Annotated in this window: 12 protein-coding genes; 3 read left to right on the forward strand and 9 right to left on the reverse strand. The window is 32.3% G+C overall.

What is annotated here, in order from left to right; translation table 11 throughout:
* Positions 1 to 13 precede the first annotated feature (13 nt).
* Entirely contained in the window at positions 14 to 937 is a 924-nt protein-coding gene (locus HRU50_RS13475; protein WP_296351622.1) for a LysR family transcriptional regulator, read from the forward strand.
* On the opposite strand, the gene HRU50_RS13480 is transcribed toward HRU50_RS13475, so the two are convergent.
* From HRU50_RS13480 to HRU50_RS13515, 8 genes are all read right to left on the reverse strand, one after another.
* The gene (locus HRU50_RS13480; RefSeq protein WP_296351623.1) at positions 903 to 2,069 is read right to left on the reverse strand and encodes a heparan-alpha-glucosaminide N-acetyltransferase domain-containing protein; all 1,167 of its coding nucleotides are present in this window, start codon (positions 2,067 to 2,069) and stop codon (positions 903 to 905) included. The two genes, HRU50_RS13475 and HRU50_RS13480, sit on opposite strands and share 35 nt — an antisense overlap.
* Positions 2,070 to 2,198: 129 nt before the next feature.
* Entirely contained in the window at positions 2,199 to 2,936 is a 738-nt protein-coding gene (locus HRU50_RS13485) for a YebC/PmpR family DNA-binding transcriptional regulator (protein ID WP_296351624.1), read from the reverse strand.
* A 74-nt stretch (positions 2,937 to 3,010) separates the two neighbouring features.
* Positions 3,011 to 4,036 carry a hypothetical protein gene (locus HRU50_RS13490; RefSeq protein ID WP_296351625.1) on the reverse strand — a complete coding sequence of 342 codons (1,026 nt, stop codon included), beginning with the start codon at positions 4,034 to 4,036 and terminating at the stop codon, positions 3,011 to 3,013.
* A gap of 13 nt (positions 4,037 to 4,049) precedes the next feature.
* Complete coding sequence (locus HRU50_RS13495) at positions 4,050 to 6,095, reverse strand: S41 family peptidase (protein WP_296351626.1); 2,046 nt, start codon at positions 6,093 to 6,095, stop codon at positions 4,050 to 4,052.
* 3 nt (positions 6,096 to 6,098) lie between these two features.
* Entirely contained in the window at positions 6,099 to 6,389 is a 291-nt protein-coding gene (locus HRU50_RS13500; protein ID WP_296351627.1) for a 4a-hydroxytetrahydrobiopterin dehydratase, read from the reverse strand.
* 48 nt (positions 6,390 to 6,437) lie between these two features.
* Entirely contained in the window at positions 6,438 to 7,268 is an 831-nt protein-coding gene (locus HRU50_RS13505) for a sugar nucleotide-binding protein (RefSeq protein ID WP_296351628.1), read from the reverse strand.
* Between the two features lie 26 nt (positions 7,269 to 7,294).
* Positions 7,295 to 8,377 (reverse strand): glycine cleavage system aminomethyltransferase GcvT, encoded by a 1,083-nt coding sequence (gcvT, locus tag HRU50_RS13510; RefSeq protein ID WP_296351629.1) that lies wholly within the window; start codon positions 8,375 to 8,377, stop codon positions 7,295 to 7,297.
* 103 nt (positions 8,378 to 8,480) lie between these two features.
* Positions 8,481 to 8,954 (reverse strand): hypothetical protein, encoded by a 474-nt coding sequence (locus HRU50_RS13515; RefSeq protein WP_296351630.1) that lies wholly within the window; start codon positions 8,952 to 8,954, stop codon positions 8,481 to 8,483.
* A 104-nt stretch (positions 8,955 to 9,058) separates the two neighbouring features.
* On the opposite strand from HRU50_RS13515, the gene HRU50_RS13520 reads away from it, so the two are divergent.
* Positions 9,059 to 11,989 carry an FAD-binding and (Fe-S)-binding domain-containing protein gene (locus HRU50_RS13520; protein ID WP_296351631.1) on the forward strand — a complete coding sequence of 977 codons (2,931 nt, stop codon included), beginning with the start codon at positions 9,059 to 9,061 and terminating at the stop codon, positions 11,987 to 11,989.
* On the opposite strand, the gene HRU50_RS13525 is transcribed toward HRU50_RS13520, so the two are convergent.
* Positions 11,981 to 12,835 (reverse strand): UDP-2,3-diacylglucosamine diphosphatase, encoded by an 855-nt coding sequence (locus HRU50_RS13525; RefSeq protein WP_296351632.1) that lies wholly within the window; start codon positions 12,833 to 12,835, stop codon positions 11,981 to 11,983. The genes HRU50_RS13520 and HRU50_RS13525 overlap by 9 nt on opposite strands.
* Before the next feature lie 211 nt (positions 12,836 to 13,046).
* Between HRU50_RS13525 and aroC the strand changes: the two genes are divergently transcribed.
* Positions 13,047 to 14,108: a chorismate synthase gene (aroC, locus tag HRU50_RS13530; RefSeq protein WP_296351633.1), complete on the forward strand. Its 1,062-nt coding sequence runs from the start codon at positions 13,047 to 13,049 to the stop codon at positions 14,106 to 14,108.
* Positions 14,109 to 14,112: the final 4 nt, after the last annotated feature.

A 14,112-nucleotide genomic window follows, 5' to 3' on the forward strand; every position in this document is an offset into this window, starting at 1 on the left:
ATAAGTAAACATTATGAATTATACATTACATCAACTTCAAATATTTCTAAAAATCACGCAGTTAAAAAGCATTACCAAAGCGTCAGAAGCATTGTTTTTAAGTCAACCGGCGGTTTCTATTCAATTAAAGAAATTTCAAGATCAATTTTCTATACCATTAACAGAAGTGGTTGGTCGCCAGTTATACGTTACTGATTTTGGAAAAGAAATTGCAGAGGCTGCTGAGAAAATTCTGAATGAAGTACAAGCAATTAATTACAAAACCTTAGCCTTTAAGGGGCAAATTGCTGGAAGATTAAAAATATCTGTAGTATCAACTGGTAAATACGTAATGCCATACTTTTTATCGGATTTTACAAATCAAAATAGAGGAGTTGATTTGGTCATGGATGTGACTAATAAAACTAGCGTTATAAAAAGTTTAGAAAATAATAAGGTTGACTTTTCATTGGTATCAGTGGTTCCTGATCAACTTAATTTAAACAAGGTAGAACTGATGGAAAATAAATTGTATTTGGTTGGTGGAACCAAAGAAAAGTTCAATAGGCGAGTGGCGAAAAAGAAAATATTTGAAACTTACCCTATGTTGTATAGAGAAGAAGGATCAGCAACCAGAAATGCCATGGAAGCGTATATTGCTAGTCATCATATTGCCACACCAAAGCGCATGGAATTAACCTCAAATGAAGCACTTAAACAAGCTGTAATTGCAGGTCTTGGATATTCTATAATGCCAATTATAGGTATAAAAAATGAACTTAAAAATGGTGATTTGCAAATTATACCATTTGAGGATTTACCAATAGTCACTACCTGGCATTTGGTATGGCATAAATCCAAAAATTTGTCGCCTACTGCGCAGGCATATTTAGAGTTTATTCAAGCCGAAAAAGACAGGATTATTAAAGAGAGTTTTGATTGGTATCAGGATTATTAATAGCTTTTATTTTCTCAATGAGCTTTCGTATTCCAGAATAAACGAAGGCATTGGTTTTAACATAATAAAATGAAATAAAACATACTGTTGATAGGAAAACGATTGCGCCAATTATGGCTTGCCAAGGGTTTAATGTTTTACCAATAATAGTATTAAGTCCTATCCCTGTAAAACTTCCATAGATTATAATAAAATGAATGACATATATAGAGAGTGTCTTTTGTCCAATTTTAAGAATTAACGGTTGTTTAATATATTTTTCAAATAAGAAGAAAAGGCCGAATAAAACTAAAACATCACCAAGCCGAATGTATAGGTAGTTATAATTAGCAACATCTAATAAAAGTTGAAAATCTAATTTGTAAGAAAGATATTTAAGTATCTGAGAAGATTGAAAAATTAGAAGTAAACCAACTACAAAAAATCCTGGAACAGTAGCAATTTTAAATCTTGGTCTTTCAACGTATTTATAAAAAAGTGTTGCAATAAAAGCTCCAAAACACATATACCCAAACCACGGTATTATTGTAAATACAGATCCATTAGCTTTACTTATATAGTTAGTAAATACCAAAGGAATATTATTAACTTCCAATGTTCTATAAAGCGGTTCTGTAGAGAAAATTATAACGCCTATAATAAGAGTGAGGATTGAAAAAATAAAGGTTTTCTTAAAGGTAATATTGTATAAAGCTACAATTAAAATTAAAGACAATCCTATGCACTGTAATACATCAACTACTAAAACATATGTTCTAAATTCACCCATTAGCCACTCAAAAATAGGTGCACGTAAAGCATAGCCTATTCCAATGAGCATTAAGCCTCTCACCAGACCTTTTTTCATTCTTTGCTTAGAATTTCCTTTCTGTTTTGCTTTAATCAATAAATAGGTAAAAATGAGACCAGAAATAGTGAAGAAAGTAGGAGCAGTAATACCTCTAAAGTAAGACCAAATTTGATAAGGTAAATTTGAATCATCTCTGTATTGAGCTTCGAGCAAGGTGTCAATAAAATGACCTTGCAACATCATTAAAATTGCAAAAGCTCTTACTGCATCAATAAAATATAGTCTTTTAGAAGTACTCAATGTATATTCAATGTTTTCAAATATAAGATTTAGTACTGACAATCATAATGATATGTTAAAGACATTCCATAGTTCTAATCAATTTAAGCTAATTAAAAATATAAAAGACTTCAAAAATTAAAGCTAAAGACAAAGGTAATATTGTGAATTTTTGTATTAAATTAGAATATATTATTCTTCCATGGTATGATATACGTTTTGTACATCGTCGTCTTCTTCAATTTTTTCTAATAGTTTCTCTACATCAGCCACTTGTTCCTCATTAAGTTGTTTAGTGACTTGCGGAATTCGTTCAAAACCTGACGAAATAATTTCAATACTGTTTTCTTCTAAATAAGATTGAATATTTCCAAAACTTTCAAATGGTGCATAAACCATAATGCTTTTTACTTCATTACCGTCAGCATCTTCATCCGTATCTTCAAATATTTCTTCAACACCAAAATCAATCAATTCTAATTCTAATTCTTCAAGATCTAAGTCATCACCTTTTATTTTAAAATTACAAGTGTGGTCAAACATAAATGAAACAGAACCTTGCGTACCTAAACTACCATCACATTTATTAAAGTAAGAACGAATATTAGCAACTGTTCTGGTGTTATTATCGGTAGCAGTCTCTACTAAGATAGCAATACCATGAGGTGCATAACCTTCAAACAAAACTTCTTTAAAATCGCCTTGATTTTTATCGCTGGCACGTTTTATAGCACGTTCTATATTGTCTTTAGGCATGTTTACTGCCTTTGCATTCTGAATTACAGCTCTTAAACGTGCGTTACTATCTGGATCTGGGCCACCTTCTTTCACTGCCATAACAATGTCTTTACCAATACGAGTAAAGGCTTTGCTCATGGCTGCCCAACGTTTCATTTTTCTTGCTTTTCTAAATTCAAAAGCTCTTCCCATTGAAATTCTATTTTTTAATCCGACGTCATCGGAACGTAGTTAACACTAATTTTTTACAAATCTAAATAATTCTATTAATCGTTTGGTATATGCTTACTCAAAAAGTTTTGATTGGTTTTGTTTAATGATTCAATAACTTTTTGTCTTCTGTTATTAAGATTTTCGTTGGTGCTATTGTATGTTTCTACACCTTTATTGTAATCATTCACCATCTGATTGTAATTGTTTATTTGCTCTTCTGTACGCTTTCTTTGTGGTGTTTTTTCTAATGTAGCTTGCGCTTTTTGTAGGTCTTCACCTAACACCAAGAAGTCTGTTAAAGTTGAAATCTTGTTATCAGCTTCGTCAATAAAGAATTCAAAAGCTTTTTTGGTGGCCAGATGTATAGATTTGTCATTCTTATATGCTTCTGTAATGTTTAAAACTTCTAGGCCTTCTTTGGCGCTTTCTGATAGGGCATTTGCATTTTGTTGAATAGCATTAACATCCCCTTTATTTAATGCTTCCATAAGGTAAACTTCGTTGATATAAACCTTAAAATATATTAAGTACATTTTTTTATAGTGCGCAAAAACCTCATTTGAAAGTGTCATTTTTTTACTCAAATCATTTTCGCTTTCTATGATTTTGATGTTGTGTTTTTCAGCAAAAGCATAGTAATTCTTTTCATATTCTTGTTGCACTTCTTCCATCTTCTTGTCTGCTAACTCTTGTGCTAACATATAAGCTTCCATAGCATCATAAGATTGCTCTGCCACAGCTTTCATGTCTATAATTTTAGCATATTCATCGTTTAATAAATCCTTATTAAATTGTAAACGTTGTAATAATTGATTCTTAAACTCATTACCGTCATAACCAGAAGCAGATCTTATTTTGCTAATGGCCTTATCTAAAGTCTTAACAAGACTTTTTCTTTTGTTTTCAACGCTTCGATCACTTCTGCTGTGCGCAATCGCTTTAGTGTATTTCCACATTTTTTTAGAGATACCTTCTTGTTGTTCGCTCACAAAATCGAGATATTCTAATGCTGAATCAAATTTTTGCGCACTTAGAGTAAAGGTGCAGATTAGGCAAAGTACTGTAATTAAATGTTTCATGTTTAGATTTAGTTTATAAGTTGATGATATCATTGATAATAAAATATGCTTCTTGTATGTGTGGGTCTGTTTTAAGTTCTTTAAGTAATTGTTGATTTAAGTTTTTGGAATCTTCATTATACCCTAAAATAGCAGTTGTTGAACTTGTGTTCTTAACATCAATAAGAGTTGTGTTGTTTTCAATACTGTCATTATATGTTTTCCAAGCATCATTGTATCTTTTGTTATCGTTAAAGATGTAATCTAGAGTTAGTGGAAATATACCTTCTTTTTTGACATAATCATTGATGAAAATCGCATTGAAAGATTCAATGGATTTAAATATACTGTTATTCGTAATACGTGCTCTACTATTTTCTAATATTGAAGTTAAGTCTTTTTTAAGCTTTGGTCTATGTTTTAAAGTTACTTGAACCGTTTCGTTAGATAATGAGAATGCTTTAAAAAATTCTTGCGATTCATAATTGTGATAGATATCTTTTATTACAATATCTGGCATAACACCAGTTTGCTGATGACTCTGACCTGTGACTCTAAAAAATTTGCCAGTAGTAATTTTTATATAATTCGAATTCTGTGAATTTTCAACAGGCAATACCACTTGTGAAGTAGCTTTACCATGGGTCGCAGTACCAACAACGATTGCTCTATTGTAATCTTGCAAAGCACCGGCAAAAAATTCTGATGCTGAGGCACTAAATTGATTGATGAGAATCACAATTGGTTTTGTAAATAAGGAACCTCTATTAGGATCTCTTATTGTATATAAATCTTCGTTTCGGTATTTTGAAATCGCCACAGGACCGCGATCTATAAACATACCAGATAAATCAGCAGCTTCTTTCATAGAACCACCACCATTAAATCTTAAGTCTATAATAAGTCCTTGAATATTTTCTTTTTGAAGCTTATAAAGTTGCTTAGCCACATCGTTTGCGACACCTAAGCCATTAAGGGATTCTGTGTCGGTATAAAAGCTCGGAATGTTAATGTAACCTATGGCTTCATCACCAGTTAAAACATAACCAGTTATTGAGTTTTCTTCAACTTCAATTTCTGTTTTTCTAAGTTTTATTGACTTTATTTGACCATCTTGTTTTTTTATTTTGAAGGTCATAACGTTAGATGATACGTCATCAATAAAATTCCTAATGGTTTCATTAGAAGTGCAATAGGTTTCTAAGGTTTTGTTTTTATTTTGAATTTCTAATATGACATCCTCAACATCTAATCCGCCATTTTTAAAGGCTGCACTACCAGGCGTAATGAATGAAATGACGATATCACCATTTTTTTTCTTACTGGTTGTAATTCCGAAAGACAGTTTTGAATTGGATAAGGATTGATAAAAAATATTCTTTTCTGAAGCTAGAAAGTAACTAGAATTAGGGTCTTGATATTTTAAAAATGCATCTAAAAAAGCAGATTCTACCATATTTGGAACTGAACCTTTAGTTTGAAGCAATTCATCTAAAAGGCAAATCTCATTCTGAATAATCTTATCTTTTATTTCTGCTTCAAGTGCATTAAAATTATTTTTGATATTATCGAGAACACTATCATTTTCTACAAGCTTACGTAGTAATTTGTATCGCACTTTCTTATTCCAATATTTTAAAACTTTAGTATCATTTTTAAAATATTCAACATCATCATCTTTGCTATAAAGTAAGCTATCTTTTCCGGTATAATCTAGTTTTTGTTTTTTTAAATCTTCAAGAATTCGTTTAGACTTATTTATACGTTCTTGTAGTGTGGTACTGTACTTTTCAATAAAGTCACAGTCTTTACTTTTAATGTAGTCGTCAATTAAGTATTCATCCGATTTAAATGTATTAACATCTTCTTGAGTAAAAAACGTCTGATTTTCATCAATACTTTTTAAAAAGAGTGAAAACACACCTTTGGAAAGACTGTCGTTAAGTGGTTTAGGACTGTAATGCGAAGTTTCAACTAAACCGTTAATCTTCCCCAGTTCATAACAAAACGAAATATCTTGTGAAGACGCAATAAGGCAAAAACTTACTGTGAATACAGTAAGAATATATGTTCTAATCATTAATTAATCTTCTTCTTCAACAACAATAGCTTCAATGGCTTGAGCAAGCTTAAAATCTTTTTCGGTGACACCACCAGCATCATGTGTAGATAAAGAAATCTTTAAAACGTTGTAAACGTTACTCCAATCTGGATGATGGTTATGAGCTTCACATTCAAAAGCAATTCTACTCATTGCACTAAAACAATCTTTGAAATTTTCAAATTCATATTCAACATGTATGCCATTATCGTAATATTCCCATTCTGGAAAGTGTAGTAGTTTTTTTTCTATTGTAGATTCGTCTAGCTTCATTGTAAATAATTTCTCCTAAATTAAGAAAATAAGAATTATACAACAAGCTTATTTTTGAAGTTCTTGTAATACCATTTCAGATGTAATTTGCAAGTGTTTAGGTAATGTGTTGAATTTTGGTAAAACCGCTAAATACCTGTCTTCATTGGTAGTATAAACATGTTTTAGCTTTACTTTTTTAGACGATATAAACTCTAATATGTTTTTTACAAATTCATCGTGATGCACTAAATCGGTACTGCCTAAATGAAAAATACCGTATTTCTTTCGGTTAATAATGTAATGAATTTGTTGTGTGACTTTTTTATCTAAAGTCACGTTCATGATTAAATTTGGAAAGATTTCTACAGATTCATTTTCAGAAATGCGTTGTTTCATTTCAACGATTCTTGGGCAATTATTACCAAAAACCATCGGCAGTCTTAAAACGGCGACTTGTTTCTTAGGTAAACGCAAAAGCAAGTTTTCAATTTTAATCTTAAAATGCCCATACTTGCTATGACTTAAGGTTTTGTCTAGTTCGTAACTAGGAAATTTACTGTAAGCATCAAAGGCGTTGGCAGAGGATAAAAATATAATCTTACATCCAAACGCTGTAGCATATTCTGCGATATGTTGATGTGCAATGGTTTGGGCATTAAAATCACCTCTTAATGCCGAGATGATAATATCTGGTTTGCAGACTTCAAGAACTTCGTAGACATCATCTTCCTCAACATTATATTGTAAAAATTGATTATTATCTACAAAAGCCTTTTTTGGTTTCCTATAGGTGCCAAATGTCTTAAAATAGGGAGCAAGTTCTTTATAAATAGCGTTACCTAAATAACCGCTAGCACCAAGAATTAATATGCGATATTTCTGCAAGTCTTTCTTCATTAATCAAACAGCATAAACCTGAAAACTTAACCTTTGTAGAACGGCAGTTTTACTACTGTCGCTGGGATCGCTTTTTTTCTTACTTGAATATTGATTTTACTATCAACCTTTGAAAATACCTTTGGTACATAACCTAAACCGATACCAACACTTAGGCTTGGGCTCATTGTACCAGAAGTTACATTACCGATAATATTTCCGTTACTGTCAACAATATCATAGCCATGTCTCGGAATACCTCTTTCATCTAATTTAAAGGCTACAAGCTTGCGCTCTGGTGAGCGCTCTTTCTCCGCTTGTAAGGCTTCGCTATTTGTAAATGGTTTATTGAATTTACAAATCCAGCTTAATCCAGCTTCAATAGGTGAAGTTGTGTCATCTATATCATTACCATACAAACAGTAACCCATCTCTAATCGTAATGTGTCTCTTGCTGCTAAACCAATTGGTTTAATGCCAAAATCTGCGCCAGCTTCTAATACTTTATCCCAAATCTGTTGTACTTCAGAATTCTTGCAATAAATTTCAAAACCGCCACTACCAGTATAACCAGTAGCTGAAATAATAACGTGTTCTATACCTGCAAAATCCCCAACAACAAAGTTGTAGAATTTAATAGCAGACAAATCATGGCTAGACAAGGATTGCATAGCTTCAACAGCTTTTGGACCTTGAATTGCAAGTAGTGAATAGTCTTCACTCAAATCTCGCATTTCTGCACCAACATCATTCTTAGATGATATCCAGTTCCAATCTTTTTCAATATTACTGGCATTTACAACTAAAAGGTAAGTTTCTTCTTTGACCTTGTAAATGATTAAATCATCAACAATGCCACCATCATCATTTGGTAAACAGCTGTATTGCGCTTTTCCGATTTCTAGTTTAGATGCGTCATTACTACTTACTTTCTGAATTAACTCTAATGCTTTAGGACCTTCAATTAAGAATTCGCCCATGTGAGACACATCAAAAACACCAACTGCTTTCCTTACGGTGTCGTGTTCTATATTAACACCTTCATACTGTACAGGCATGTTATATCCTGCAAATGGTACCATTTTGGCACCTAAAGCTTTATGTATTTCTGTTAGAGCTGTATTCTTCATAATGTGTCTGTAAATATTAGATTCGCAAAATTAAGGAAATTTATAGCTTAAATTCACAAAAAAACCACCTAAAAAGGTGGTTAATTTATCTATGTTGATGATATTAAAATTGATATCTAATACCTAATGCGATATCAAAATCTAAATCGTCATTAAAATCCCCAAAACCAAGTTCTGGTCTAAAATCTAAGGATAGTAGTAGTGGAATATCAAAGTTGTATTCAATACCTACATTACCTGCCGCAACTAAAAATGTATCGCTATCATCTAACTCATCAACACTATATGAACCAATTCCGCCACCAGCACCAGCATACCAATTAAAATCACCATCTAATTCCCAAACCCATTGGTATAAACCAGTAAGTTTAAAACCATCATAATTTTTACCACTGCGCCATCCTAAGTTAGCTTCTAGACGATTGTTATCATTTAATGCACGTTGGTATGATACTTCAGCACCAAATCCATCACTATCACCTAGTCTAAGTCCTATGGCATTTTCAGAAATGTTTTGAGCAGTAGCTAGAGTTAAACCAAGTGTAAGGGCAAAAAAGGTTAAAAATAATTTCTTCATAATTTTTCGTTTTTAAATTGAATGGAATAATGATTACAAAAATAACGCCAAAAGAAAAGATATATTAGATTTCTTTATAGATTTATACGCATTTTAATTCCTAGATGAGTAATAATAACACATTACAAGTATTAAAAAATCAGTTAGAAGGTGAGTTGTTTTATGATGATTTAATGAAACGGCTCTACGCAACAGATGCTTCAGTATATCGCATTTTACCTCTGGCAGTTGCTTATCCGAAGAATGAAAATGATATTAAGACTCTTATAGCGTTTGCTACTGAACATCAAACGTCATTAATTCCTAGAACTGCAGGAACATCATTAGCAGGTCAGTGTGTTGGTGAAGGAATAGTTGTAGATGTATCAAAATACTTCACTAAAATAATTAGTCTAGATGAAGCTAATAAAACAGTAACTGTTCAACCTGGTGTTGTTAGAGATGAATTGAATAATTATCTAAAACCTTTTGGTTTGTTTTTTGGGCCAAATACATCAACTTCTAATCGTTGTATGATTGGTGGAATGGTTGGTAATAATTCTTCAGGAACAACCTCAATAAAGTATGGTGTAACTCGTGATAAAGTCATTTCGTTAAGGACCATTTTATGCGATGGTTCAAGTGTTGTTTTTAACTCGAAATCAAAAACTGAGTTTCAAAATTACACTTCATTAAAAACTTTAGAAAGAAATATCTATAAAACACTATATCAATTGCTTAACAATTCAGACGTGATTGATGAAATTCAAAAAGAATTTCCAAATAGTAATATTCATAGACGTAACACAGGTTATGCTTTAGATGAGCTTATTGCTTCTGAAGTTTTTGATGAAAATTCTTCTGAATCTTTCAACTTTTGTAAACTATTATCTGGTAGTGAAGGTACACTTGCATTCACAACAAAAATTACCTTACAACTAGATGATTTACCGCCGAAAGAAAATGTGACAATTGCATTACATTTTGATTCTATTTCGAGCTGTTTAAAAGCTGTTAAACCTGCTATGCGACATGATTTATTCATGTGTGAAATGTTGGATAAAACAATTTTAGATTTAACCAAGCATAATAAAGAACAGCAAAAAAATAGAGCATTTATTGAAGGTGACCCAGAAGCGATTTTGTTATGTGAATTACGTTCACACTCTAATGAAGATTTACAATCTCAAATAGAAAAGTTTTTAATTCATATAAATGAAGCTAAACTTAGCTACGCTTATCCGGTATTAAAAGGTGAAGCCATTACTCAAGCCTTCGAACTTCGTAAAGCTGGCTTAGGCTTATTGGGTAATATGGTTGGTGATAAAAAAGCTGTGGCTTGTATTGAGGATACTGCGGTTGAATTAGATGATTTGGCCGATTATATTGATGATTTTACAGCTTTAATGAAGCGTTATCAACAAAAAGCGGTCTATTATGCGCATGCTGGTGCTGGTGAATTACATTTGAGACCAATTCTTAACCTTAAGGATAAAGAAGATGTAAAACACTTTAGAACCATTACAACAGAAGTTGCACAATTGGTTAAAAAATATGGTGGTTCTATGTCTGGTGAACATGGTGATGGTATTGTTAGAGGTGAGTTTGTTAAGATGATGATAGGTGATAAGAATTATCAATTACTAAGACAGATAAAGTCTGTTTTTGACCCAAAAAACATCTTTAATCCAGGTAAAATAGTGGATGCGTTACCTATGGATGCGTCGTTAAGATCCGATTTTAGCGAGAAAGAAGTAGAAATTGATACCATTTTAGACTTTTCTGTTTCAGAAGGTATATTAAGAGAAGCTGAGAAATGCAATGGTTCTGGTGATTGTAGAAAGTTACCAGAATTTGGTGGTACCATGTGTCCGAGCTATCGTGCTACTCGAAATGAAAAAGACACAACACGAGCAAGAGCAAATGCACTGCGAGAATTTTTAACACATTCTGAAAAACCAAACCGTTTTAACCATGAAGAGCTAAAAGATGTTTTTGATTTATGTTTAAGCTGTAAAGCTTGTAAAACAGAATGTCCAAGTAGTGTTGATGTAGCTAGTCTTAAAGCAGAGTTTCAGTATCAATATCAAAAAGTTAATGGGACAACCTTAAGGCAACGCTTTTTTGCCAATGCAACGAGATATAATAAGATAGCATCGCGAATGCCTAAGTTTTATAATTCTTTGTTTGAAAATTCATTCGCTTCAAAGATTATTAAAAAGTTTTCTAGCATTCATCCTCAGAGAAGTTTACCAAAAGTTACTAAGGCATTTTCTAGTATTCAAGTTCAAAATGAATATTTAGATGAAAGTTTGCTTCATACAAAGCCTATAAAAAAGGTATTTCTTTACGTAGATGAATTTACTAACTATTTAGAATCCGATATTGCTCTAGATGCCAAACTTCTCTTAGAATGTTTAGGTTTTAATGTTCTGCCAATATCGCATTTAGAATCTGGCAGGTCTTATATTTCAAAAGGCTTTTTAGAAAAAGCAAAAACACTTGCCAATACTAATATTTCATACTTTAAAAATAAGTTATCAGAAGATGTGTCTTTAGTAGGTATTGAACCTTCAGCAATTCTTACATTTAAAGACGAATATATACGATTAGCTGATGATAAAGATACAGCTAAAGAAATAGCAAAGCATACATTTTTGATTGAAGACTTTATTCAAAAAGAAATAGAACTTGGTAATATTACTTCAGAACAATTTACAACCGAAGCGAAAACCATAAAATTTCATGGGCATTGTTATCAAAAAGCATTAGCAAACCAAAAGTCAAGTTTTGATGTTTTAAACCTTCCTAAGAATTACAAGGTTACAATTATTCCAAGTGGTTGCTGCGGTATGGCAGGAAGCTTTGGTTACGAGAAAGAGCATTATGATGTTAGTATGGCTATTGGTGAGCAAACTTTATTTCCTGCAGTACAAAAAGCTAATGCTGATGTTATTATTGCTGCAAATGGCACAAGTTGTAGACATCAAATAAAGGATGGTACAGGAAGATTAGCAAAACATCCAATAACAATTCTTAAAGAAGCTTTAATTTGATTTGTTTTTTTTCTTTGGTGGTTCAACGATAGTAATAGCTGCAATTAAGTCCTTTACATCAATTTCTTTAATGTCCTCATCAGCGTGAAATGGCGCGAGCTTGTCTTCATCATAGTTATAGATTTTCCAACGTTTAAATTGGTACTCTAATGCTGTGAAGTTTTCAACCCAATCTCCAGAATTTAAGTAGATTGTCTTTCCATGCTTATTTTCTTTAACAATCATTTTGGGCTGATGTATATGTCCACAGACCACATAATCATAACCATTTTCTATTGCTAAATCCGTGGCAACTGTCTCAAAATCATTAATATATTTTATAGCGCCCTTTACACTGTTTTTAATCTTTTTAGACAATGAATAACGTTCTTTGCCAGACTTCTCTAAAAACCAATTGACTCCACTATTTAACAGAATTAATAGATCATAGCCCCAACCACCAAGTTTTGCTAACCATTTTGCATTTTGTATAGAAATGTCAAAAACATCGCCATGGAAAAACCATGCTTTTTTACCGTCAAGTTCAAGAACAATTTTGTTGACGATAGAAATGTTTCCAATTTCACAATCGGTAAACTTCCGAAGCATTTCGTCGTGATTACCCGTAATGTAGATGACTTCTGTACCGTTAGCAGCCAAATCCATAATCTTTTTGATAACACTCATATGAGCTTTAGGGAAGTATCTTTTTTTGAACTGCCATATATCAATAATATCACCATTAAGTATCAACCTCTTAGGCTCTATACTATTTAAATAGGTTAATAACTGCTTGGCATGACAACCGTAGGTGCCTAAATGCACATCTGAAATTACAGCTACTTCTACTTTTCTCTTGAGGTTCAAATCTAATATTAATCGATACTGCAAATAACATTAACTGTTATTAACTTACAGTAATAGAATAATTAAAAGTTTATGAGGAAAATGTTATCTAATTGTTAGACTATGAAGTAGTTGTAATGCTGTCAGTTAACATTGAAATAACATACCAAAAACGTAGTTCTCTTTTTGATTGTTAGTGCAGAAGAATTACATTAGCAGAAAAAATTGATTCATGGCTGGAAATTCTTTCGGAAAGGTATTTAAACTAACAACATTTGGCGAATCACATGGCGAAGCAATCGGTGGAATAATTGATGGTTGTCCTGCGGGAATCACTCTTGATTTTGATGCCATTAAAAATGAAATGAATCGCCGTAAACCTGGGCAATCTAAAATTGTAACCCAACGTAAAGAACCAGATACTGTAGATTTTTATTCAGGAATATTTGAAGGTCAAACTACAGGAACACCAATTGGTTTTGTAATTAAGAATACAAATCAAAAATCTAAGGATTATTCGCATATAAAAGATGTTTATCGACCAAGTCACGCCGATTATACATATGACCAAAAGTATGGTATAAGAGACTATAGAGGTGGCGGAAGAAGTTCTGCTAGGGAAACGGCAAGTAGAGTAGTAGCTGGTGCCATCGCAAAACAAATGTTATCCGATATAAAAATCCATGCCTTTACATCTTCTGTTGGAGATATTTTTATTGATAAAATGTACCAAGAGTTAGATTTTTCAAAAATAGATGCTAATGATGTGCGTTGCCCAGATGAAGCTTCAGCTGAAAAGATGATTGCAAAAATCAAAGAAATAAAAAAGCAAGGTGATACTATTGGTGGTACAATTACTTGTGTTATTCAAAATGTACCTGTCGGATTAGGTGAACCTGTTTTTGATAAACTTCACGCTGAGTTGGGTAAAGCAATGTTGTCTATAAATGCTGTTAAGGGCTTTGAGTATGGTAGTGGGTTTTGTGGTGCTAAAATGAAAGGAAGCGAACACAATGATTTATTTAATGAAGACGGTACTACAAAAACTAATCTTTCTGGAGGCGTACAAGGTGGCATAAGCAATGGAATGGACATTTATTTCAGAGTCGCTTTTAAACCTGTTGCAACTGTTATTCAGAAGCAAGATGCGCTTAATAGTTCTGGTGAGATTGTAGAAATGCAGGGTAAAGGTCGTCATGATCCTTGTGTTGTACCAAGAGCAGTACCTATTGTTGAAGCTATGGCTGCACTTGTAATTGCAGATTACACACTTTTACGTAAACAAGAAAAATAAATAT

Source organism: Winogradskyella sp. (assembly GCF_013213835.1).
Lineage (GTDB): Bacteria > Bacteroidota > Bacteroidia > Flavobacteriales > Flavobacteriaceae > Winogradskyella.